At 63.4% G+C, this 20748-nt stretch carries 24 protein-coding genes and 1 other RNA gene; 13 read left to right on the top strand and 12 right to left on the bottom strand.

The genetic code is table 11. The features are described 5' to 3' along the window. Positions 1-134: 134 nt before the first annotated feature. The 5 genes from FJQ55_RS00945 to FJQ55_RS00925 form a co-directional block, all read right to left on the bottom strand. Positions 135-1547 (bottom strand): PepSY-associated TM helix domain-containing protein, encoded by a 1413-nt coding sequence (locus FJQ55_RS00945; RefSeq protein WP_140825865.1) that lies wholly within the window; start codon positions 1545-1547, stop codon positions 135-137. 37 nt (positions 1548-1584) lie between these two features. After that, positions 1585-2262, bottom strand: coding sequence for a helix-turn-helix domain-containing protein (locus tag FJQ55_RS00940; RefSeq protein WP_161596929.1), 678 nt, complete (start codon positions 2260-2262; stop codon positions 1585-1587). A gap of 100 nt (positions 2263-2362) precedes the next feature. After that, entirely contained in the window at positions 2363-2761 is a 399-nt protein-coding gene (locus FJQ55_RS00935) for a hypothetical protein (RefSeq protein ID WP_140825863.1), read from the bottom strand. Between the two features lie 114 nt (positions 2762-2875). Continuing rightward, on the bottom strand, positions 2876-3088 hold the full coding sequence (locus FJQ55_RS00930) for a SlyX family protein (RefSeq protein ID WP_140825862.1): 213 nt from the start codon (positions 3086-3088) through the stop codon (positions 2876-2878). Positions 3089-3174: 86 nt separating this feature from the next. Further along, positions 3175-3462 (bottom strand): hypothetical protein, encoded by a 288-nt coding sequence (locus FJQ55_RS00925; RefSeq protein ID WP_140825861.1) that lies wholly within the window; start codon positions 3460-3462, stop codon positions 3175-3177. Positions 3463-3627: 165 nt separating this feature from the next. On the opposite strand from FJQ55_RS00925, the gene recF reads away from it, so the two are divergent. Genes recF through FJQ55_RS00910 form a run of 3 tightly spaced genes read left to right on the top strand, consistent with a single transcriptional unit; the run spans position 3628 to position 6034 of the window. Continuing rightward, the gene (gene recF, locus FJQ55_RS00920; protein ID WP_140825860.1) at positions 3628-4755 is read left to right on the top strand and encodes a DNA replication/repair protein RecF; all 1128 of its coding nucleotides are present in this window, start codon (positions 3628-3630) and stop codon (positions 4753-4755) included. 42 nt (positions 4756-4797) lie between these two features. After that, positions 4798-5550 (top strand): molybdopterin-synthase adenylyltransferase MoeB, encoded by a 753-nt coding sequence (locus tag FJQ55_RS00915; RefSeq protein WP_140825859.1) that lies wholly within the window; start codon positions 4798-4800, stop codon positions 5548-5550. A gap of 7 nt (positions 5551-5557) precedes the next feature. Continuing rightward, positions 5558-6034 (top strand): GNAT family N-acetyltransferase, encoded by a 477-nt coding sequence (locus FJQ55_RS00910; protein ID WP_140825858.1) that lies wholly within the window; start codon positions 5558-5560, stop codon positions 6032-6034. 19 nt (positions 6035-6053) lie between these two features. Here the strand turns inward: FJQ55_RS00910 and FJQ55_RS00905 are convergent, their stop codons facing one another. After that, positions 6054-7058, bottom strand: a complete 1005-nt coding sequence (locus FJQ55_RS00905) for a 2-hydroxyacid dehydrogenase (RefSeq protein ID WP_140825857.1) — start codon at positions 7056-7058, stop codon at positions 6054-6056. A 201-nt stretch (positions 7059-7259) separates the two neighbouring features. Between FJQ55_RS00905 and FJQ55_RS00900 the strand changes: the two genes are divergently transcribed. After that, positions 7260-7802, top strand: coding sequence for an SH3 domain-containing protein (locus FJQ55_RS00900; RefSeq protein ID WP_140825856.1), 543 nt, complete (start codon positions 7260-7262; stop codon positions 7800-7802). On the opposite strand, the gene FJQ55_RS00895 is transcribed toward FJQ55_RS00900, so the two are convergent. Next, positions 7795-8787, bottom strand: a complete 993-nt coding sequence (locus FJQ55_RS00895; protein WP_140825855.1) for an adenosine kinase — start codon at positions 8785-8787, stop codon at positions 7795-7797. The genes FJQ55_RS00900 and FJQ55_RS00895 overlap by 8 nt on opposite strands. Positions 8788-9164: 377 nt before the next feature. Between FJQ55_RS00895 and FJQ55_RS00890 the strand changes: the two genes are divergently transcribed. Further along, positions 9165-10109 (top strand): AEC family transporter, encoded by a 945-nt coding sequence (locus FJQ55_RS00890; protein WP_140825854.1) that lies wholly within the window; start codon positions 9165-9167, stop codon positions 10107-10109. A gap of 78 nt (positions 10110-10187) precedes the next feature. Here FJQ55_RS00890 and FJQ55_RS00885 read toward each other — a convergent pair whose 3' ends face one another. After that, positions 10188-10892, bottom strand: coding sequence for a c-type cytochrome (locus FJQ55_RS00885; protein ID WP_140825853.1), 705 nt, complete (start codon positions 10890-10892; stop codon positions 10188-10190). A gap of 155 nt (positions 10893-11047) precedes the next feature. Between FJQ55_RS00885 and FJQ55_RS00880 the strand changes: the two genes are divergently transcribed. Then, entirely contained in the window at positions 11048-11803 is a 756-nt protein-coding gene (locus tag FJQ55_RS00880; RefSeq protein WP_140825852.1) for a 3-deoxy-manno-octulosonate cytidylyltransferase, read from the top strand. A gap of 13 nt (positions 11804-11816) precedes the next feature. Beyond that, a complete protein-coding gene (locus tag FJQ55_RS00875) occupies positions 11817-12668 on the top strand; it encodes a prephenate dehydratase (protein WP_140825851.1) in 852 nt (283 codons plus the stop codon). 21 nt (positions 12669-12689) lie between these two features. Here the strand turns inward: FJQ55_RS00875 and nudC are convergent, their stop codons facing one another. Together nudC and FJQ55_RS00865 are read right to left on the bottom strand one after the other, a co-directional pair. Further along, positions 12690-13649 carry an NAD(+) diphosphatase gene (nudC, locus tag FJQ55_RS00870; protein WP_140825850.1) on the bottom strand — a complete coding sequence of 320 codons (960 nt, stop codon included), beginning with the start codon at positions 13647-13649 and terminating at the stop codon, positions 12690-12692. Beyond that, positions 13646-14053: an HIT domain-containing protein gene (locus FJQ55_RS00865; RefSeq protein WP_140825849.1), complete on the bottom strand. Its 408-nt coding sequence runs from the start codon at positions 14051-14053 to the stop codon at positions 13646-13648. Before FJQ55_RS00865 ends, nudC begins: the two co-directional genes overlap by 4 nt. 90 nt (positions 14054-14143) lie before the next feature. Here FJQ55_RS00865 and ffs point away from each other — a divergent pair. The 3 genes from ffs (at position 14144) to FJQ55_RS00850 (ending at position 16576) form a co-directional block, all read left to right on the top strand. Beyond that, positions 14144-14240: signal recognition particle sRNA small type (ffs, locus tag FJQ55_RS00860), an RNA gene on the top strand. 82 nt (positions 14241-14322) lie between these two features. After that, entirely contained in the window at positions 14323-16206 is a 1884-nt protein-coding gene (locus FJQ55_RS00855) for a DNA polymerase III subunit gamma/tau (RefSeq protein WP_140825848.1), read from the top strand. A gap of 46 nt (positions 16207-16252) precedes the next feature. After that, entirely contained in the window at positions 16253-16576 is a 324-nt protein-coding gene (locus FJQ55_RS00850) for a YbaB/EbfC family nucleoid-associated protein (RefSeq protein WP_140825847.1), read from the top strand. Here FJQ55_RS00850 and FJQ55_RS00845 read toward each other — a convergent pair. Beyond that, entirely contained in the window at positions 16573-17460 is an 888-nt protein-coding gene (locus FJQ55_RS00845; protein ID WP_140825846.1) for an alpha/beta hydrolase family protein, read from the bottom strand. The two genes, FJQ55_RS00850 and FJQ55_RS00845, sit on opposite strands and share 4 nt — an antisense overlap. Positions 17461-17538: 78 nt before the next feature. Between FJQ55_RS00845 and FJQ55_RS00840 the strand changes: the two genes are divergently transcribed. Next, the gene (locus tag FJQ55_RS00840; RefSeq protein WP_140825845.1) at positions 17539-18132 is read left to right on the top strand and encodes a TetR/AcrR family transcriptional regulator; all 594 of its coding nucleotides are present in this window, start codon (positions 17539-17541) and stop codon (positions 18130-18132) included. Between the two features lie 9 nt (positions 18133-18141). On the opposite strand, the gene FJQ55_RS00835 is transcribed toward FJQ55_RS00840, so the two are convergent. Beyond that, positions 18142-18762: an MOSC domain-containing protein gene (locus FJQ55_RS00835; protein WP_140825844.1), complete on the bottom strand. Its 621-nt coding sequence runs from the start codon at positions 18760-18762 to the stop codon at positions 18142-18144. Between the two features lie 57 nt (positions 18763-18819). Here FJQ55_RS00835 and recR point away from each other — a divergent pair, with 57 nt between their 5' ends. After that, positions 18820-19425, top strand: a complete 606-nt coding sequence (gene recR, locus FJQ55_RS00830; protein WP_140825843.1) for a recombination mediator RecR — start codon at positions 18820-18822, stop codon at positions 19423-19425. Between the two features lie 22 nt (positions 19426-19447). After that, positions 19448-20707, top strand: coding sequence for a lytic murein transglycosylase (locus FJQ55_RS00825; protein ID WP_140825842.1), 1260 nt, complete (start codon positions 19448-19450; stop codon positions 20705-20707). The last annotated feature ends 41 nt before the right edge of the window (positions 20708-20748 follow it).

Raw genomic sequence — 20748 nt, 5'->3', positions numbered from 1 at the left:
TGATCCCCGGCGCATCGGCACATGGTTTGCAAATGGTCGGAGCGGCGCATTGTTCCAACTTTTCTGCGGCCGGCCCGTGCCGAGAGCATGGCGGGTGAAGCGGGCCGGCCCGGTTCACCGCCGGCCGGCAGGGATCAGCTCAGCGCCTTCTTCAGCGGAGCGATGTGGCGGATGACGAGCAGGTCGAGCAGGAGAACGCAGACCAGCACGGCGCCGCTCAACGGGAAGAGCAGCGAGACGGCCAGCATGACGATCGCGCCGGTTTTCCAAAGGGGGCCGGGTTCTGCGACCGTCGGGGCGACGAGGCGCGAAGCGCCCTTCGGACGGCGTTTCCACCACATGACGAAGCCGCTGACGGAGAGGAAGACGATTGCCAGACAGAAGACGGTGACGAGGAGCAGGTTCCACAGACCCATGGCGCCCTCGTGGAAGGCCACGCCGGCCGCCATCGACTTGCCGGCGACACCGTAATCGGCAAAGCCGACATCGGCGAGGATGCGGCCGGTATACTGGTCGACATGGACGATGCGATCATCGAGCGGGTTGGCGCTGTCGTTGCTCATGGTGTCGCGCGAGATGCTCCAGACACCGGTTTCATCGCCGGGGAAGGCGAGCTGGAAGCGCTGATCGAAGCCGAGGGCACGGGCGAGCGTGACGATGGCATCGAGTGTGACGGGCTGGCCTTCGGGCGTACCTACGATGCCCGCCTCAGATCCGGAGGCCGGCATCGGGGTTTGCTCGAGTGCCCAGGGGACTTCCTTGATGCCGTCGTGGTTCATGCTGGCATGGGTGACATCCGACAGGGGCACATTGTCCCATTTTTCGGCCGGGAAGGTGCTCCAGGCCTGGGTGAATTTCTCACCCCAGACGCCGGCCCAGGTGAGGCCCGACAGCAGGAAGACGACCAGGAAGAGCGAGGCATAGAAGCCGACCGAGAGATGCAGCGACTTCCACAGCTGACGGCCTTTGGCCGACAGTTGCGGGACCAGCAGGGAGCCAAAGCCCTGACCGTCGCGTGGCCACCAGAGATAGAGGCCCGTGACCACCAGCATGATCCCGAAACCGGAGGCGATCTCGATCAGACGGTCGCCGAGGTCACCGATCAAAAGCGTGCCGTGGATGGTTTCGGCGAGATCGTAGAGACCGTTGCGGCGGTCCCAGTGGCCGAGAGCTGTGGCCGTATAGGGATCGACCGCGACCATGAACGACGATTCGCCCTGGCTGACCCTGAAGAGGGACGCCTGATCGGGCGAGCGGGGGGCGATATACTGGACGATCTGGCCGGCGACCTCGCCAAAGGCCGCCTGGGCCTGGGCAGAGACGGGTGCGACGGTGGCGTGGGGCTCGACGGTGTAGATCTTCTCACCATCGCGGCCATAAATGGCGGCGGTCCAGAGCATGACGAGACCGGTGACGGCCAGCATGATCAGGAAGGGCGCGACATAGAGGCCGGCATAAAAGTGCCAGCGCCAGGCGGTGATGTAGAAGCGGCGGGAAAGGCCGGCGGATCGTGCCGGGGGCACAGAGACATCGGAAACGATGGTCATGATGTAAATCCTACAAAACAGAAGAGGTGGTGAAAGGTCAGGACAGAGGGCGATCCCCAGAGGCGACGCGGGCCAGATGCAGCGGCTCAAGCAGGGTCACGCGGTCGCTGTGCTGGAAATCGATGAGGCCCGCCTTCTTGAGCCGGGTGAAACAGCGGCTGACGGTCTCGACGGTAAGCCCGAGCCAATCGGCGAGATCCGTGCGGGTGGGAAAGAGATGAAAGGTGACGGCGCCGCGCTTCTGCTGGCGGGCGGGACGGCCGAACTGGCCGGCTAGGTCAAGCAGGGCCGAGGCGACCCGCTCGGGTGCGGTCTTGCGGCCGAGCAGCATGGTGAGCGCCTGCGAGCGCGCAAGCATTTCGTTCAGCGCTGTTTCAAGATCGCCATGGGACAAGGGTTCGGCGATCGGTTCGAGGCGCGTGAGACCCAGGGTTTCGGCCGAATAGCGGTTGCGGTCACCCAGCCCCAAACCGACGAGGCGGCCGGGGCCGACCAGATCGATGATCTGGCGCCGGCCGTCCGACAGGGTCTGGGAGGTGGCAACACAGCCATCGACGACGCGATATTGCGGGGAGCGGGAGAAGCCTTCGAGGAAAACCGTGGTGCGGGGCGGCAGGAGGGCATGGTCCTCCGACCTTACCCTTTGCAGCGCATTCCTCACCACGGCGGGTGACGACGCCTTGTGCGCCTCACCATCGGCAAGCATTGACAGCATGACTGACATCCGGATTGCGACCGGACATGCGTCAAAATGCATGATCCCCGGCCTGATGATACGAAAAGCCTTGCGCAGGAGGCGCGAGGCCGTTGATCGATCAGGTCAGGACAGGTGGCGCGCGAGGGGCGCGGTTAGGCGGGAAGAGCTGGCGATAATGCGCCTCTGCCGGCTGCGGCAGCACGGCGGCGATGGCAACCGGCAAACGGATGCCGACGAGATCGGCAGGCGGCGGCAGAACAATGGAGGCGGTGATACGGCAGGCTTCGCAATCGGAGGCGGCGGTGTGGGGCTTGGACTTGCCGTCCTGATCCGTGCCGGGCAGGCAAAGTTCCGGAAGTGTGCCGTCGGGCAGAGTGAGAAGCGCAACTTCGGCGGAGCTCAGCGCTGGGACGGCGGGCACGGGCGGACGGTGCGCGAGGCCGAGCAGAACGAGCGCGACGACGCAGAAGATGCGTATCGCGCGATCACACTCAATCTTGACGTTCGGCAATGCCATTCTATCCCCCGATAGGTGTTTCGTGGATAGCACCGGGATTTTCGCTCTGCAAGCGGGCGAAACTGTCGCATGTGGGGCGGCTCGTCGCGTCGCAGTGTGGCCGGTCGACCGGGGTCAGTAATGGGGCGGGCGGGTTATCGCGGGCGTGTCAAGGGACTGCTCCTCGAGCGTGAGGAAGCGTTCCGTCAGGCGATCAAGCTTGGCGCGGGTCTGTTCGACGACCTTCCACTGCTCGGCCAGTTGGTCCGACAGTTCTTCGATCACACGGGTCTGATGGGCGACCGTTTCTTCGAGGCGCGTGATGCGGTCGTTTTGCGCGTCATCCATCTTCGTCTCTCCGTCGGGTTCGGTTGCGCGCTTTCCATGCCGGAAGACGGAGCGGTCGTCAAATGCGGCTCGCTGCGCTATGCTCGTCAGCGCTGCTTCTTCTTGCGGTAGGGCATCAGCATGACCGCCGAGGCGGTGACGGCAGCGGCGAAGGTGAGCGCCAGGGGGATTGCCATCATCAGGGCGGGCAAAATGGGACTGCTCGACCGGGACAGAAGCGAGCCAACGCCGCCAAGATCGAGCCAGAAGATCGAGACTGCGACGCATAGTCCGAGACTGGCGCCCATGGCGGCATTCACGGCGAGGAAGCCCAGCATCTGCCAGTGATCCTGGCGGGCCTCTTCCGGGGTCTGCTCATCGGACAAACGATGCATGGCACGCCTCCTGGCTTGGGATCGCATCAAACTAACGACAGGTGCCGGCTGTTCCAGAGCGCCCGATGTCGCAGAGGAACTGTTTATCTCAGCCGTAAAAATGCGGTGCGCCTTGCCTTGGGCGGCCAATCGGCCTAGCTCAGGGTGCTGCAACTGATGCGACCGATGACCCAGAAAACCTTTATCCAGCGGCTGAAGCTCACCGATTTCCGCAACTACACCCAAGCGGGGCTCGTCCTCGATGGCCGGCATGTGGTGCTCGTGGGCAAGAACGGCGCGGGCAAGACGAATTTCATGGAGGCGATCTCGCTTTTGTCGCCCGGACGGGGGCTGCGGCGCGCCGTATTGTCCGACATGCCGCGGATCGGGGCCACTGACAGCTTCACCATTTTCGCTGCTGTCGAGGGTATGAATGGCGAGGCCGATATCGGGACAGGCACGGAGACGACCGAGGACGGCAATCTGGTTCGGAGGCTCAGGATCAACGGCTCACCGGCAAAATCCGTCGACGATCTCACCGACCATCTGCGCATCCTCTGGCTGACGCCGGCGATGGACGGGCTGTTCACCGGGCCCTCAGCCGAGCGGCGGCGGTTTCTCGACCGGCTGGTGCTGTCGCTGGACCCGGCGCATGGCCGGCGGGCGAATGATTTCGAGCGGGCGATGCGCAGCCGCAACCGGCTGCTCTCGGAAGGGCGGTTCGACCCCTCCTGGCTGTCCGGCATCGAGCAGCAGATGGCAGCGCTGGGGGTTGCGATGGCGGCGGCTCGGCGCGAGATGCTGGGGCTTTTGGCCGGGCTGATCGAGGCCGACCGGCAGACCTCGCCCTTTCCCTCGGCAGAGCTTTCGCTGACTGGATTTCTCGACGAACTCGGCGAGTTGCCGGCCTTCGAGCTGGAAGAGCGTTACATCGAGGTGCTGGCGCAATCGCGGCACCGGGATGCGGCGGCCGGCCGGACGCTGGAGGGGCCGCACCGGGCGGACCTGACCGTGCGGCATATCGAGAAGAACATGGATGCGGAGCGCTGCTCGACGGGCGAGCAGAAGGCGCTGCTGATCGGGCTGATCCTTGCCCATGCGCGGCTGGTGGCGACGATGACGGGTTTTGCACCGATCCTGCTGTTGGACGAGATCGCAGCCCATCTCGACGAAGGGCGGCGGGCAGCACTCTTTGACCGGATCGATGCGCTGGGGGGCCAGGCCTTCATGACCGGGACAGATGTCGCGATGTTTTCGGCGCTCGGGGACAGGGCGCAGATCGTCACCGTGGAGGATGGCAGCCTCGATGTCTGAGACGACTTTGAACCCACACGAAGCGGTGGCATGATGGCGGCCATGGACCCGCTGCTTCCCGACGAGATTTCCCGCTATCACCGCCATATCCTGTTGCCGGAAGTGGGCGGGCACGGACAGCAATTGCTGAAGGCGGCGCGTGTCATGGTGATCGGCGCCGGCGGGCTCGGATCGCCGGTGCTGCAATATCTGGCGGCGGCCGGCGTCGGCACGCTGTCGATCGTCGATGATGACGGGGTGTCGCTCTCCAACCTGCAGCGGCAGGTGATCCACGATACCGGGACGCTGGGAGAGCAGAAGACGGAGAGTGCGGCCCGCGCGATCGCGCGGCTCAACCCGCATTGCCGGGTGATCCGCTTCGAGGAGCGGTTCGACGCACATTTCGCGAGGGATCATCTGGCTGGCCAGACGCTGCTCATCGACGGCTCCGACAATTTCGAGACGCGCTATGCGGCAGCCGATGCGGCGGAGGCGGCGAAGGTGCCGCTGGTGACCGGGGCCGTCGGGCGGTTCGACGGGACGGTGACCGTGCTGAAGCCTTACGAGGCGGGGCCGGATGGCGCGCTCTATCCGCGCTACCGCGATCTGTTTCCCGAACCTCCGCCAGAAGGCCTTATTCCCTCCTGCGCCGAAGTGGGGGTGATCGGGGCGCTGACGGGGGTGATCGGCACGCTGATGGCGATGGAGGCGATCAAGCTGATCACCGGGATCGGCGAGCCGCTTGTCGGCAAGCTGTTGATGTATGACGGGCTTTCGGCGCGCTTCGAGACGGTGCGTTACAAGAGACGAGGTTGAGTTCGAGATGGTGATTTTGCAGCGGATAGGCACTGACGGATACGAGGATCATGAGGCCCTGCTGGGACTTATCCTGCGGTCCTTCGCCTATATGGACGGGGTGATCGACCCGCCCTCCTCCGCGCATCGGCTGACGGCGGAGAGCCTCAAGCAGAAGGCGCGCGACGAGATTGGTCATGTGGCGCTGGACGGGGGCGTGCCGGTCGGCTGCATCTATCTGCGGCCGGAGGCGGATTGCCTTTATGTTGGCAAGCTCGCGGTCGAGCCTTCCGCGCAGGGGCGCGGCATCGGGCGACGGTTGATGGACGTGGCGGAGGCGCTGGCCGACGCGCTATCGCTGCCGGCACTCAGGCTGGAAACGCGGATCGAGCTTACCGGCAACCACAGCCGCTTTGGCGCCTGGGGTTTTGGCAAAACGGCGGAAAAGGCTCATCCGGGCTATGACCGCGTGACCTTCATCGAGATGAGGAAGCCTTTGCGATAAGGCCGCCCGGGTCCGGCTCTCAAGTCCGGCTGGGCAGGACACGGTTCGGCGGGCGGTGGCCGTCGAAATAGGTGCGGATGTTGATGATCACCTTGTCGCCCATGTCGATGCGGCCCTCGATGGTGGCCGATCCCGTGTGCGGCAGGAGCACGACCTTGCCCTCGTTGGCGAGCTTGACGAGCTTCGGGTTGACCGCCGGTTCCTTCTCGAAGACGTCGAGGCCGGCGCCGGCGATCCGGCCGTTGCGCAGGCACTGGATCAGGGCGTCCTCGTCGATGATGTCGCCGCGGGCGGTGTTGACGATGTAGCTGGTCGGTTGCAGCAGGGCGAGCCGGCGGGCGGACAGAAGATGGAAGGTCGCGGGCGTCGAGGGACAATTGACCGAGACGATGTCGACCCTCGCCAGCATCTGGTCGAGGCTGTCCCAATAGGTCGCTTCCAGCTCGTTTTCGGTTGCCGGATTGACCCTTTTGCGGTTGTGATAATGGATCGACAGACCGAAGGCCTTGGCGCGGCGGGCAACGGCGGTGCCGATGCGGCCCATGCCGATGATGCCGATGCGTTTTCCCCAGATGCGGCGTCCGAGCATCCAGGTCGGCGACCAACCTTCCCATTCGCCCGGACGGTCCATCAGCACGCGGGCACCCTGGACGAGGCGGCGAGGCACGGCGAGGATCAGCGCCATGGTCATGTCGGCGGTGTCTTCGGTCAGTACATTCGGCGTATTGGTGACCGTAATGCCCTTGCGGGCGGCTGCGTCGATGTCGATGTGGTCTGTGCCGTTGGAGAAGCTGGCGATCAGCTTGAGCTGCGGGCCGGCTTCATCGATCAGGGCCGAATCGATGCGGTCAGTGACGGTCGGGACCAGCACGTCGCAGGACTTCACGGCGGCGATCAACTCTTCGCGCGTGCGCGGTTTGTCGTCGATGTTGAGCTCGGCCTCGAAGAGCTCGCGCATGCGCGTTTCCACGGCGTCAGGCAGTTTCCGGGTTATATAGACCGAGGGTCTTTTCCTGTTCGTCATGGGATGGTTCGATGCCTTGTTCAGAACTCGTTAACCAACGCAGAGGATACTCTCCCCCTTGAAGGGCAATTTCTACCAAACCCGTCGGGGAAGACAAACAAAACTCGTCGCGGCTTCGCTGATTTGTCCGAGCCCGTTGCGGGCTCACCCCCCCGAAGGACCGATAAGTCCTTTGTTTCCATCGTTTAGTCCGGAACGATCATGTTTGTGAACCTGTCCCGAGTGAGCCTTGCATCCGGTGTCCTCGCGCTGTCGCTACTCGCAGGGCCGTCAGTCACTTTCGCCCAGTCATCGACGAAGGGATCGAGCGGGCTGCCGCTACCGCGTTTCGTCAGCCTCAAGGCCGAGAAGGTCAACCTTCGGGTTGGGCCGAGCACGGACTATGCCGTTTCCTGGCGCTACCTGAAGTCCGGCCTGCCGGTCGAGATCATCCGCGAATACGAGAACTGGCGGCAGATCCGCGATGCCGACGGGACCGAAGGCTGGGTAAGCCAGACTTTGCTGTCGGGCCAGCGCACGGCGGTGGCCGCACCCTGGATGCGCGGCAAGGGCAACAATGTCTATGTGATGATGCGGCGCGACTCGACCTCTTCCGCCGCCGTGATCGCCAAGTTGGAGCCGGGCGTGGTCGTGAAGATCGAAGAGTGTAACGGCAATTGGTGCAAGGCCGAAACGCAAGGCGTCACCGGCTGGGTCTCGCAGGAAGAGATCTGGGGCGCCTATCCGGGCGAGGCCTTCAAATAAGACCGATCTCGACAGCGCCCTTCTTCAGAGACATCATCGGGCGCGGGCCGATCTGCTGAATGACAATGCCGGCGGCATAGCAGCCCAGGCGGGCACAGTCTTCCAGGGTGCGATCCTGCGTATAGCCGAAGAGGAAACCAGCGGCGAAGAGGTCGCCCGCACCGGTGGTGTCGACGAGGCTCGCAATCTCGGTTGCGGGCACACGGATGCGCTCCTCGCCCCTGACCACGACGGCGCCCTGATCACCCATGGTGACGGCTGCCAGTTTGCAATCTGCCGACAAGCGGGTGAGGGCCTTGGCGAAATCATCGGTCTCGTAGAGCGAAAGCGCTTCCTGCTCGTTGGCGAAAACGATGTCGACGGTGCCTGAGCGCATCAGTTCGAGGAACTCTTCCCGATAACGGCCGACACAGAAACTGTCGGACAGTGTCATCGACATTTCGCGGCCGTTCTCGTGGGCGATGCGGGCGCAATCGAGGATGGCCTGCTTGGCGCGCGGCGGATCCCAGAGATAGCCTTCGAAATAGGTCACCTTCGACTGGGCGACCACTTCGGGCTCGACATCCTCCGGGCCAAATTCGACGCAGGCGCCGAGATAGGTGTTCATCGAGCGCTCGCCGTCTTCGGTCACGAAGATCATGCTGCGGGCGGTCGGCGGCTGGGTCGTGCCGGGGGCGGTCTCGAAATGGACGCCCTGCGCGCGGATGTCGTGGGTGAAGATGTGGCCGAGCTGGTCTTCGGCGACCTTGCCGAAATAGGCCGCCTTGCCGCCGAAACTGGCGATGCCAGCGGCGGTATTGCCAGCGCTGCCGCCGGAGGCTTCCACGGCCGGACCCATCAGGGAATAAAGCCGTTCTGCACGCTCGGCGTCGATCAGGTTCATCGCGCTCTTGGTGATCCCGTTGTCGATCAGGAACTGGTCCTGGCAGCGGGAGATAATGTCGACGATCGCATTACCGACGGTCAGAACATCGAACTGGCTCATGGAAGGGGCTCCGAATTTGTCGCTCGACGGTCATAGTCGTTTTTATGGGTTAGGAAAGCGAAAAGACGCGGCCGGCAAGACTGTCATTTCGATGTCATTCATCCACGCTATCGAGGGCTTGCTGATGGCGCTCCCCCGCTGTTGGCGAAAGCCATGACGGCTTTTCTTTCGGGTGCCGACCACGGATGTACTGGCGGCGACCCAGATTCCGGATCAACCGGGCGAAAAAGCAGGCATGGCCTGCTTTTTGACGTTCTGAGGGTATCGAAGACGGATTTATCGGTTCACCGGACCTGTCACGAGGACAGGTTTGCGGTTGGCGCTGCGGCGCCCTCACCCTATCAATACAGGATGTTTCTCAACCGAATCGACCTTTCATGACTGCCATTGCCCAAGACGTCCTGCCAATCTTCATCCTCATTCTGTTTGGCTGGATGCTGGTGAGGTTCAAGATCCTATCGACAGCGGTGGGCGACGGGCTGGGTGCCTTCGTCTTCAACGTCGCCGTGCCGATGTTGTTGTTCCGGACCATTGCCAATGCCGATTTTCACGGCGCTTCGCCGTTCAGGTTGTGGGTCTCCTATTTTGCCGGCGTGCTCATCGCCTGGACCATCGGCCATCTGATCGCAACCCGACTTTTCGGACGAGATCGGAGGGAGGGCGTGCTGGCAGGCGTGTCCGCGGCTTTCGCCAACAACGTCTTCATCGGCCTCCCGCTGGTGGAACGAACGGTGGGGCCGGAGGGGATCGTCGCGATGTCGATCCTGCTCGCCATCCATCTGCCGCTGATGATGATCATCGGGACGGTGCTGATGGAGCGGGCCGAGCAGAAAACGAGCGGCCAGCCGTCACAGGGCATCCTCGCGGTTTCGCGACAGGTTGGCCTCAACCTCCTGCGCAATCCGTTGGTGATCGGCCTTGTTGCCGGCATGGTGGTGCAGATCATCGGCGGGCCGCTGCCGAAGATGATCGACGGACTGGTGGGTCAGGTGGCGGGCACCGCGGCACCGCTTGCCCTGATATCGCTCGGCATGACGCTCAACAAATACGGGATGCTCGGCAATGTCCGGATCGCCAGCACGATTTCAGCGGTAAAGCTGGTGGTGATGCCGGCATCGGTCTGGCTGACGTCACATCTGCTTGGACTTTCGCCGCAATGGACGGCAGCGCTGGTGCTGACATCCTCGGTGCCGACGGGGATCAATGCCTGGCTGATCGCCAACCGCTTCGGCGTCGGTCAGGGGCTGGCTGCATCCGTCATTACGCTCTCCACCGCCGTCGGGGTGCTCACCGTCTCCCTCTGGGCACTGTTCCTGCTCTGATGTGTCAAAACGAAAACGCCCGACCACGAGGGCCGGGCGAATGATTGCACAGGATCAGGACCGATCCGTCCGCGCCGATTACGGCGTTGCAGGCTGAGCCGGAGCAGGTTCCGCCGGAGCAGCAGGAGCGTCAGCCGGAGCTTCCGCAGGTGCAGCAGGAGCGGCTTCTGCGGGGGCCTCGGCAGGTGCCGCAGCGGCATCGGCCGGTGCAGCATCGGCGGCAGGTGCCGCCGCAGCGTCAGGAGCCGGCAGCGGCAGTGGGCTATCGGACTGCGTGTTCAGATAGCTGATCAGGTTGGCGCGCTCGTCATCCTTCTTGAGTCCCGCGAAGCCCATGGCAGTGCCGGGGATATGCTTCTTCGGCGCGGTCAGGAAGGCGTTGAGGTGGTCGAATGTCCAGTGTTCGGAGTTACCCTTGGAGAATTCGGTGATGGCGGCCGAATAGCTGAAGCCTTCGTGGCTGGCGATCGGACGGCCGACAACGCCCCACAGATCCGGGCCGACCTTGTTCGGTCCGCCCTTCTCGACGCTATGACAGCTCGCACACTTCTTGAAAACGCCCTCACCGGCCTTGGGATCGGCGCTGGCCAGCAGGACGGCGATCGGCGTTGCAGCCGCGGCTTCTTCTGCAGCCGGTGCTTCGGTGGCTTCTGCCACGATAGCGAAGCCTTCCTTCTCCGGCACTTCCGAATGGAAGATACCTTCCGAGGCGATGGACACAGACATCAGCACGAAAACGGTGCCGAGGAAGGCACCAACGGCCATGTTCATATTAGAGTTCATCTGCAAAGCTCCCCATGCAGCCAGCCGATCAGCAACCGGACGATCTTGAAATCGCGCGGAACCTATGTCTTTTGCATAACACATGCAACACGATTATGGTCCCGCAACTGGGACTTTTTGACACTTCTCTGCGGTGATTTGAAGGGGTTAGGACGATGAATAACGGCAAAGGCGGCGAAACGCTGGTCCTCATCCCCGCCCGCATGGCATCCACCCGTTTGCCGGGCAAGCCGCTGGCCGATATCGCCGGCCTGCCGATGATCGTGCAGGTGGCAAAACGCGCGCAGGAAGCCGATGTCGGGCGAATCATTGTTGCCGTTGACGACCCGCGGACCTATGACGCCGTCGCGGCTGCCGGTTTCGAGGTGGTGATGACGCGAGTCGACCACCAGTCGGGCTCAGACCGTATCTTCGAGGCTTTGACCAAGGTCGACCCGGAAGGGCGGGCGAAGATCGTCATCAATGTGCAGGGGGACCTACCGACCATCGATCCGCAGACCATTCGCGCAGCATTGCGACCGCTTGAGGATCCGTCCGTCGATATCGCGACGCTGACGGTCGAGATTGTCGACGAGCATGAAAAGACCAATCCGAATGTCGTAAAGGTGGTCGGATCGCCGGTTTCGGACAGCCGCCTCAGGGCGCTTTATTTTACCCGCGCGACGGCACCGCATGGTGCCGGCCCACTCTACCACCATATCGGCCTCTATGCCTATCGACGGGAAGCCCTCGAACGATTCGTTACCCTTTCGCCCTCGACCCTGGAAAAACGGGAGTCGCTTGAACAGTTGCGCGCGCTGGAAGCCGGCATGCGCATCGATGTCGAGGTGGTGAAGACCGTGCCGCTTGGCGTCGATACGCCTGCCGATCTCGACAAGGCTCGGCTGATCCTTTCGGCCTCCTCCAATTAAGGACCTCATTCCCTTGGCCCCCACCAACAAGATTTCCTTCCAGGGCGACTTCGGCGCCAATTCCGACATGGCGTGCCGGGACATGTTCCCGAACATGGAGCCGCTGCCCTGCGCCACCTTCGAGGACGCCTTCGTGGCGCTGGAGACCGGCGAAGTCGATCTGGCAATGATCCCGATCGAGAATACGCTCGCCGGCCGCGTCGCCGATATCCACTATCTGCTGCCGCTGTCGCGCCTGCATATCGTCGGCGAATATTTCATGCCGATCCGCTTCCAACTGATGGTCCTGCCGGGCGTCGGGCTCGATGAGATCCGCACCGTGCACAGCCATATCCATGCGCTCGGCCAATGCCGGAAGATCATCCGCAGCCATGGCTGGAAGGCCGTGGTGGCAGGTGATACGGCGGGGGCGGCCAAGCAGGTGGCGGAGAAGGGCGATCGCAGCATGGCCGCACTTGCGCCCCGGCTCGCGTCCTCGCTTTATGGCCTCGATATCCTCGCCGAGAATGTCGAGGATTCGGAGAACAATGTGACGCGCTTTGTGGTCCTCTCCCGTGACGAGGCCGAACCGAAGCGGACAAGCCCGGACGAACGTTTCATCACGACCTTCGTCTTCAATGTGCGCAACATTCCAGCCGCCCTCTACAAGGCCATGGGCGGGTTTGCCACGAACGGCGTCAACATGACGAAACTGGAGAGCTACCAGATCGGCGGCAAGTTCATCGCCACCCAGTTCTATGCCGATATCGAGGGGCATCCGGACGATGCGCCGGTGAAGCGGGCCATCGAGGAGCTGCGGTTCTTCTCAGAGAAGGTGCATATTCTCGGCGTGTACAAGGCGCATGCGATGCGGGGGAAGCTCTGAAATCCGGCGCGCTATGGCGGCCTAATGCCGCCACTCGTACCAGTCGGTGATCAGACGGCGGGCTATCGTGCCCTCGATGGGGAGGGTGCGCCCCTCATGCGAGCCTTCCTGCAGCATGGTGGTGATTTCGCCACGGGTGAACCAGCGACAATCCTCAAGCTCGACGGAATCAAAGGCGATCTCCGTCGTCGTCGCCTCGCCGTAGCAGCCGAGCATCAACTGGTGCGGCATCGGCCAGGGTTGCGAGGCGTGATAGCGGACGCGGCCGACGGTGATGCCGGATTCTTCCTTCGTCTCGCGGCGTACGGCGTTTTCGATGGTCTCGCCCGGCTCAACGAAACCGGCGAGCGACGAATACATGCCTTGCGGAAAACGATGGCTGCGGCCGAGCAGGCAACGGTCCTGCTTTTCATCGACCACCAGCATGATGGCCACCGGATCGGTGCGTGGGAAAATCTCGTGGGCGCAGCCCGTGCAGACCCGCTTGTAGCCGCCGATGCGGCCTTCCATGGGGGCACTGCAGCGACCGCAAAACTTGTTGTCGGCATTCCAGCGCAGGAGGCTGAGCGCCTGAGCGACTTCGCCGAGCAGATCCTCGCCGACCAGGGCATCGCGAAAGAGGGCGCGCGGATCGGCGGGCTTGAATTCGACCGACAACTCCTCCGGCTTCAGGCCGACGGGCACGGCGAGACGCGGCTCGCCGCTCGCCTGGTGGCCGAGCAGGATGGCGTCATCAAAATTCGGCTGGAGGGCTGCCAGCTCATAGGGCGCGAACAGCGGATCAAGGATCTGGCCGTCATGTTTCAGCACCAGCTGGGTGTCGGAAAAGGCGAGGATATGGGTGCCCTCGACCTTCAGTGCCGTTTCCAGCGAGGTCTCGTCGCGATGCTCGCTGTCGCGGTCCAGTCGGTTGCCCGAGAAGGCGGTGAGTTCGCTGGGTTCCAGATGGGGTGCGCGGCTGGAAAAAATGGAATTTCTCATTGGAGGGCTTCAAGGATCCGGGTTTTCATCGCGTCGAAGGCAGACTGATCATAGGGGACGGATGTCCCATAGCCCCAGATCGGTTTCGGCCAGTTGGGGTCGTCCTCGCTGCGGGCGACGACATGAACATGGAGTTGCCGGACGATATTGCCAATGGCGGCGATGTTGATCTTGTCGGCGCCCGTCACGGCCTTCAGGGCGGCGCCGACGGTCACCTGCTCGAAGGTCAGCATGGCCTGGTCGAGCGGGGTGAGATCGAAGACCTCCGAGATATCGGCGCGCTGGGGCACGAGGATCAGCCAGGGCCAGCGGCTGTCCTTGGCCAGCCGGAGGTCACAGAGGCCGAGTTTCAGGATCGACACGCTGTCTTCAGCAAGACGCGCGTCGAGGACGAATGGCTGCAAGGCGTTTCTCCCTTTCGTTTTTTGCGAGCCTACCAGTTTTTTTTTGGCTTGGCTTGCATTTGGCAGCGTTATTGCCGATATGTCTCCTCGGGAGGTTGGTGGTGGACGAGCCACTCGCCAACCGGGTCAGGTCCGGAAGGAAGCAGCCCCAACGAGCGCGGCACGGGTCATCGTGCCAGCCTCCCACCTCATCTTCATTTCCGGCCTCTGTTTTTCACATGGGCCGTGCCATGCCCGGCTTCGGGCGGCAAGGGGAAGCTGGCAGCGCGATGAGCGATTTGGAGCCCACTGCAGAGGCCAAGGCCGCCCCCGGCGGATACCGCGTTCTCGCTCGCAAATATCGGCCCAAGGATTTTACCGATCTGATGGTCGGCCAGGAGCCGATGGTTCGCACGCTGACCAATGCGTTCGAGACGGGGCGCATTGCGCAGGCCTATATGCTGACCGGCGTGCGCGGCGTGGGCAAGACGACGACAGCGCGCATTCTGGCGCGGGCGCTGAATTACAAGACGCCTGAGATCGACAAGCCGACGATCGACCTGCGTATCCCCGGCGAACATTGCCAGGCGATCATGGAAGGCCGGCATGTCGACGTGATCGAGATGGATGCGGCCTCGCATACGGGTATCGATGATATCCGAGAGATCATCGAGCAGGTTCGCTACCGCCCGGTTTCGGCGCGCTACAAGGTCTATATTATCGACGAAGTGCACATGCTGTCGACGGCGGCCTTCAACGGGCTGTTGAAGACGCTGGAAGAGCCGCCGGAGCATGTGAAGTTCATCTTCGCGACGACCGAAATCCGCAAGGTTCCGATCACCGTTCTCTCCCGCTGCCAGCGCTTCGACCTGCGGCGGATCAGTGCGGGCGATCTTGTCGGGCTGTTTTCGACCATTGCATCGAAGGAAGGCATTGAGGCCGAGGAAGAGGCGCTGGCGATGATCGCACGCGCTGCCGAAGGCTCGGCCCGCGACGGACTGTCGCTGCTCGATCAGGCGATCGCCCATGGCGGCGGCGTGGTCCATGCCGATGCCGTGCGTTCCATGCTGGGGCTTGCCGACCGGGCGCGCATCGTCGATCTCTTCGAGCATGTGGTGCGGGGCGACGTGGCGACCGCACTTTCGGAATTCGGCAGCCAGTATGAGGCAGGCGCCAGCCCGTCGGTCGTTCTCACCGATCTCGCCGATTTCACCCATCTGGTGACGCGGCTCAAATATATTCCATCGGCCTCGCAGGACCCGTCGCTCTCCGAAGCCGAGCGGGTGCGCGGTGGCGAATTGGCCGACAGCGTGGCCGTAACCACGCTGTCGCGCATGTGGCAGATGCTGCTGAAGGGAATTCCCGAGGTCGAGGCTTCGTCGCGGCCGGCGGGGGCTGCAGAAATGGTGCTGATCCGGCTGGCGCATGCGGCGCATTTGCCGTCGCCCGAGGATGCGGCGCGGCGCCTGCTCGAGATGTCGAATGGCGATGGCACTGACAGCGCGCCTCAGGCACCGCGCCCGAATGGCGGCGGTGGTGGCGGCGGTGCTTCCATGGCGATGCGGGTGCAGGCGGTGGGACAGCCATCGCCGGATAGCGCCCCCCGCCCGGCGATGAGCCAGCCCGTGGCGCATCTGCAGAGTGTGCCGGCGGGCGATGCCCTGCCGCGCACGATGGAGACGGCTCAGCCTCGGGTGCAGGAGGCACCGGCGCTGCTCGTTCAGGTCAATTCGCTCGACGACATTGCCGACCTCTGCACCAAGAACAGGAGCCCGGTGCTGCGCGCGCAGCTTCGCCAGTTCGTGCATCTGGTGAAGATCGAGCCGGGGCGGCTGGAGGTGCGGCTGGAATCGCAGTGCCCGCCGACGATCGTCAACGAGTTGAAGCTGCGGCTGACCGAATGGACCGGGATCAACTGGTGGGTGACGCTGTCGAACGAGACCGGTTCGCAGACGCTGGTCGAGGTGGAGAATTCGAAGCGGGCCGCCCGGTTGCTGGATGCGCGACAAGACCCCGACGTGGCGGCGATTCTGTCCCGCTTTCCGGGCGCAAAAATTACCGACGTGCGAATCAAGGCCGGCGCCGTCGAAGACGACGAGTCGGTCGTAGCCCCGCCAGCCGTGGCGGAATCGGCGGAAGGCGACATTCTTCCGGGCGACGACATCGAATTCTAAGGGCGCCGGGCGCCAAACCAATCGACAAGAGACCAAGGAGACGACGATGCGCGACATCATGGGCATGATGGGCAAGGTCAAGGAAATGCAGGGCAAGATGGAGAAGATGCAGGCGGAAATCGCCGCTCTCGAAATCGAAGGCAAGTCCGGTGGCGGCCTCGTGACCGTCGTGCTCACCGGCAAGGGCGAGCTGCGCAGCGTCAAGATCGATCCGTCGCTGTTCAAGGAAGACGATGTCGAGATCCTGGAAGACCTTGTTGTGGCGGCTCACAAGGACGCCAAGGACAAGGTCGAAGCGCAGACCCAGGAAAAGATGGCATCCGTGACCGCCGGCATTCCGCTGCCGCCCGGCATGAAGCTGCCTTTTTAATCGAAACGGCGATGCGGCCAGGGGTTGACACCTTCACGCAGCCATAGAAGCGTGTCGAGCCAGAAGCCGTTTTCATGACGCGAGCGGAAGAGGTCGAAATGACCGATTTCCGGTCTTCCGGCATCTTTCGGCTCCAGCATAACCTTATCGATGGTCGCGCCGTCATAATAGGACGCGGCGCGGCGCATGGCGGACGGGGTGGCGAAATCGTCATCCGTCACGCTGACCGCGAGGATTTCGGCGGCAACGGACGAGAAACGCGAGCGCAGGTCTGCTGCCTCCTGCGGGGTGTAGCCCCGTTCGATTAGGCGGCCGCGGAAGGCCCATTCGAGGGCGACACCCTTGGGCAGGTCTTCGAGCCAGCCGAGCCTGCGGCCCGGGAAATAACCCAGCGTCATGGTGAGAGCCGGCATCACCAGGTGCCATTTCCAGAGGTAGCGCAGCCGCATGGCAGGTCGATAATCGGGCCAGAAGGCGTATTGCGCGCCGATGGTGAGCATGCGGCGGATGCGCGGCGCACGCGCCGCGTAGCCCGGCAGGAAACCACCGATCGAATGGCCGACCACGAAGACTGGGCTGTGCGGGAAATGCTCGGCGGCGAAATGCAGGACGGCATCGAAATCCTTCTCGCCCCAGTCGCGCCAGCGGAAGACGACGCCTTTCAGCACCTCCGGCCGTGACTGGCCGATACCGCGATAATCATAGGTGATGGCGTGGAAGCCGTGCGCGGCGAGGAAGCGGGCATAGGCATGGTAGAAGCGTGCGGCGACACCGGTGGCGGCATTGACGATGACGACCGCTGTCGCCGGCTCGGCGGACGGCCAGAGGTGGCCGACCAGGCTGATCCCGTCGGCGCAATCGATCCTGATCTCTTGTCCGTCCATACCGGCCTCCTCGACGCCCCTGCAGCATCGCCTTTCTTTCGCGTTGTGTATACTCACTGGTCAGTATACATTCGTCGCATGACGAGCGAACGTTCGACCCGCGATACGATCATCGATGCGGCCAACCGGCTGTTCTACCGCGAGGGTATCCGGGCGGTGAGCGTCGATGCCGTGGCGGAGGCTGCAGGACTGACCAAGCGGTCGCTCTACTATCACTTCAAGAGCAAGGACGAGCTGATTGCCGATTACCTGCGGCTGCGGGACCATCCGAACCTGCAGCGCTATGCGGCGTGGTATGGGGAGGCAGAAGGCGGGGTTGCCGAGCGGATCGGGGCGATCTTCGAGCATCTTGCGACCGAGGCGGGCAAGCCTGGATGGAAGGGCTGCGGCTTCCTGCGCACGGCGGCGGAGCTGGTCAACCAGCCGGGGCATCCGGCCCTCAAGATCGGCGTCGAGCACAAGAAGAGGGTCGAAGCCTGGTTTGCGGAGATCCTTGCCGAGAATGGCGTGCAGGAGCCGACGCGCCTCGCCAGACAGGTTTGCCTGCTGATCGACGGCGCCTTCAGCCAGGCCATGCTCTATCGCGACCCGGGCTATTTTCGCGAAGCCGGGCTTGCGGCGCGAGCGCTTGTCGGCGCTGCCATCGTGGGTCCGGCGACGGCCGCGACCTGAACCGAAGGCTCATATCTCTCCGGCGAGAATGGCGTCCCGGGTCTTGTAATGCACGGGCGCGGAGAGATAGCGGGCGCGATCCGTCTCGCTCAGCTTCCGACCATAGGTCGCCATCATGTCCTGCATCGTGACGCGCTCGCCTTCATAGGGTGTGTAGGTGACCGATTGGCCGGCCTCGACCATGCCGCCATTCAGGACACGGGCATAGGCGCCGGGACGAGCGGCCTCAGTATAGCGCTTGACGATCTTCGGGTCTTGCATGTGCGCGGCAAAGGTGGCGCAGGGCATGCGGGGCGAGGTGATTTCGAGGAGGACCTCGCCGATCGCAAAGCGGTCACCTGCCGCGAGCGCCTGGCTTTCCAGGCCCTCGATCACGAGGTTTTCGCCGAACATGCCGTAGTGCAATTCCCGGCCGAGCTCGCGGCTCCACCAGTCGATATCGAGGCTGCCCTGGATATAGACCGCCTGATCGACCCCGCCATGGTGCTTGCGGTTGAGGATCGCGTCGCCGACGAGGCCTTCGGCATCGACCATGACCGGACCCTGAATGGCGAGCTTGTTGATGCCGGTCTTGTACTTCTTGCCGGGAAGGGTTTCCGGCCGGCCGAGGCAGACGGCGAGGATTTTCATCGGAGACATCCTGTTCTGCGATTCCGTTCTTTTCTTATATGGGCTAGAAACGCCGCCATGGCAAAACGAGTCACCGGCCCCGAAATCGAGAAACTGATCCAGCTGCTGGCGAAAGTGCCGGGGCTTGGTCCCCGCTCTGCCCGCCGCGCGGCGCTGCACCTGATCAAGAAGCGTGACCAGCTCATGGGGCCGCTCGGCCATGCGCTTGGCGAAGCCTATGACAAGGTGAAGATCTGCTCGTGCTGCGGCAATGTCGATACGATCGATCCCTGCACCGTATGCACCGACGTGCAGCGCGACCAGTCGGTGATCATCGTCGTCGAGGATGTTTCCGATCTCTGGGCGCTGGAACGGGCCGGCGCGATGAATGCCGCTTATCACGTGCTGGGAGGAACACTGTCGCCGCTCGACGGGGTCGGACCCGATGATCTCAACATCAAGGGGCTGATCGACCGTGTCTCCAAGGGTGGAATCCGTGAGATCATCATCGCTGTCAACGCCACCGTCGAGGGGCAGACCACGGCGCATTACATCACCGATCACCTTGCCGGGCTCGACGTGAAGATCACGCGGCTGGCGCATGGCGTGCCCGTTGGCGGCGAGCTCGACTATCTCGACGAAGGCACCTTGTCTGCTGCCCTTCGCGCCCGGACGGCAATCTGACCGCTCCTTTGAGGAGGCTACAATGCTGCGACTGATTTCTCTGCCAAGCCGTCTGTTGACTGTTGCCGGCCTCCTGCTCGGCTCTGCCAGCGGCGCCTTGTCCGCACCGTCGAAAAGCCAAGTGGAGGCGCAGTTCCAGCGCTGGATCGCGACCGATCTCTGGCCGGCGGCGAAAGTCGGGGGCATCGAAAAGTCGGTCTTCGACAGGACCATGCAAGGCGTGACCCTGAAATGGGATCTGCCGGATCTGGTGCCGCCGGGCACCACCCCGCCAAAGGAACAGGCGCAGACCCAAGCGGAATTCTCCTCGCCGGCCAGCTACTTTTCCGAAAAGCGGCTGCAGGGACTGGCGGCCACCGGACGGTCGCTTGCCGCGCAATATGGTTCCACCCTGCGCAAGATCGAGGCGACCTATGGCGTGCCGGGTTCCGTTCTCGTGGCGATCTGGGGGCGCGAGTCGGGCTTCGGCAAGGCCAAACTGCCCTATCGCGCGATCGACGTTCTGGCGACCAAGGCCTTCATGTCGACCCGCAAGCCGCTGTTCCAGCAGGAGCTGATTTCCGCGCTGCATATCATCGAGAGCGGCGACGTGCCGGCCGAGCGGATGATGGGGTCCTGGGCCGGAGCGCTCGGCCAGCCGCAATTCATGCCGGGCAGCTATCTGAAATACGCCGTCGACTTCGACGGGGACGGGAAACGCGACATCTGGAATTCGGTACCGGATGCGCTCGCGTCAATGGCCAACTATCTGGTGAAGAGCGGTTGGCAGCGGGGCCGTGACTGGGGTTTCGAGGTGGTGATCCCGGACGATGTGTCCTGCGCGCAGGAGGGACCCGATCGGGCGAAGCTCGTTTCCGTCTGGACCGGGGAAGGCATTCGCCGGGTTTCGGGCAAGGGCTTTCCCGCCAGCGAGGCGAAACAATCGGCAATGATGCTGGTGCCGGCGGGCACGAACGGGCCGGAATTCCTGGTCACGCCGAATTTCTATGTGATCAAGGAATACAACAATTCCGACCTCTATGCGCTGTTCATCGGCAACCTGGCCGACCGGATTGGTTCCGGCGGCGGCGCCTTCAAGGGTGCCTGGGGCGATGTCGGCAAGATGCTGCGCTCCGACGTGCTCGCCATGCAGAAGGCGCTGGTGGCGCAGGGTTATGACGTCGGCAAGGTGGACGGGCTGCCGGGTTACAAGACGCGGCGATCGCTCGGCGAATGGCAGGCGCGGCAGGGCATGCGGCCGACCTGCTATCCGAACGAGGGGCTGAAGTCGAAGCTGCGGTGAGCCGCTCTCCCTTCATGAGTCGAGGGAGCCAACAAGTGAAG

It is taken from the genome of Rhizobium glycinendophyticum, assembly GCF_006443685.1.
Lineage (GTDB): Bacteria > Pseudomonadota > Alphaproteobacteria > Rhizobiales > Rhizobiaceae > Allorhizobium > Allorhizobium glycinendophyticum.
This window is presented reverse-complemented; position numbering and strand designations above follow the sequence as displayed.

What these genes read in the sequence shown, in the direction of transcription:
- FJQ55_RS00900 (WP_140825856.1), top strand. Translation starts at nt 7,260, where the DNA reads ATGTTTGTGAACCTGTCCCGAGTGAGCCTTGCATCCGGTGTCCTCGCG.
- FJQ55_RS00915 (WP_140825859.1), top strand. Translation starts at nt 4,798, where the DNA reads ATGGACCCGCTGCTTCCCGACGAGATTTCCCGCTATCACCGCCATATC.
- FJQ55_RS00895 (WP_140825855.1), bottom strand. Translation starts at nt 8,787, where the DNA reads ATGAGCCAGTTCGATGTTCTGACCGTCGGTAATGCGATCGTCGACATT.
- FJQ55_RS00935 (WP_140825863.1), bottom strand. Translation starts at nt 2,761, where the DNA reads ATGGCATTGCCGAACGTCAAGATTGAGTGTGATCGCGCGATACGCATC.
- FJQ55_RS00890 (WP_140825854.1), top strand. Translation starts at nt 9,165, where the DNA reads ATGACTGCCATTGCCCAAGACGTCCTGCCAATCTTCATCCTCATTCTG.
- recR (WP_140825843.1), top strand. Translation starts at nt 18,820, where the DNA reads ATGGCAAAACGAGTCACCGGCCCCGAAATCGAGAAACTGATCCAGCTG.
- FJQ55_RS00855 (WP_140825848.1), top strand. Translation starts at nt 14,323, where the DNA reads ATGAGCGATTTGGAGCCCACTGCAGAGGCCAAGGCCGCCCCCGGCGGA.
- FJQ55_RS00945 (WP_140825865.1), bottom strand. Translation starts at nt 1,547, where the DNA reads ATGACCATCGTTTCCGATGTCTCTGTGCCCCCGGCACGATCCGCCGGC.
- FJQ55_RS00930 (WP_140825862.1), bottom strand. Translation starts at nt 3,088, where the DNA reads ATGGATGACGCGCAAAACGACCGCATCACGCGCCTCGAAGAAACGGTC.
- FJQ55_RS00885 (WP_140825853.1), bottom strand. Translation starts at nt 10,892, where the DNA reads ATGAACTCTAATATGAACATGGCCGTTGGTGCCTTCCTCGGCACCGTT.
- FJQ55_RS00835 (WP_140825844.1), bottom strand. Translation starts at nt 18,762, where the DNA reads ATGAAAATCCTCGCCGTCTGCCTCGGCCGGCCGGAAACCCTTCCCGGC.
- FJQ55_RS00925 (WP_140825861.1), bottom strand. Translation starts at nt 3,462, where the DNA reads ATGCATCGTTTGTCCGATGAGCAGACCCCGGAAGAGGCCCGCCAGGAT.
- FJQ55_RS00840 (WP_140825845.1), top strand. Translation starts at nt 17,539, where the DNA reads ATGACGAGCGAACGTTCGACCCGCGATACGATCATCGATGCGGCCAAC.
- nudC (WP_140825850.1), bottom strand. Translation starts at nt 13,649, where the DNA reads ATGAGAAATTCCATTTTTTCCAGCCGCGCACCCCATCTGGAACCCAGC.
- FJQ55_RS00880 (WP_140825852.1), top strand. Translation starts at nt 11,048, where the DNA reads ATGAATAACGGCAAAGGCGGCGAAACGCTGGTCCTCATCCCCGCCCGC.
- FJQ55_RS00910 (WP_140825858.1), top strand. Translation starts at nt 5,558, where the DNA reads ATGGTGATTTTGCAGCGGATAGGCACTGACGGATACGAGGATCATGAG.
- FJQ55_RS00905 (WP_140825857.1), bottom strand. Translation starts at nt 7,058, where the DNA reads ATGACGAACAGGAAAAGACCCTCGGTCTATATAACCCGGAAACTGCCT.
- recF (WP_140825860.1), top strand. Translation starts at nt 3,628, where the DNA reads ATGACCCAGAAAACCTTTATCCAGCGGCTGAAGCTCACCGATTTCCGC.
- FJQ55_RS00845 (WP_140825846.1), bottom strand. Translation starts at nt 17,460, where the DNA reads ATGGACGGACAAGAGATCAGGATCGATTGCGCCGACGGGATCAGCCTG.
- FJQ55_RS00825 (WP_140825842.1), top strand. Translation starts at nt 19,448, where the DNA reads ATGCTGCGACTGATTTCTCTGCCAAGCCGTCTGTTGACTGTTGCCGGC.
- FJQ55_RS00940 (WP_161596929.1), bottom strand. Translation starts at nt 2,262, where the DNA reads ATGCTGTCAATGCTTGCCGATGGTGAGGCGCACAAGGCGTCGTCACCC.
- FJQ55_RS00850 (WP_140825847.1), top strand. Translation starts at nt 16,253, where the DNA reads ATGCGCGACATCATGGGCATGATGGGCAAGGTCAAGGAAATGCAGGGC.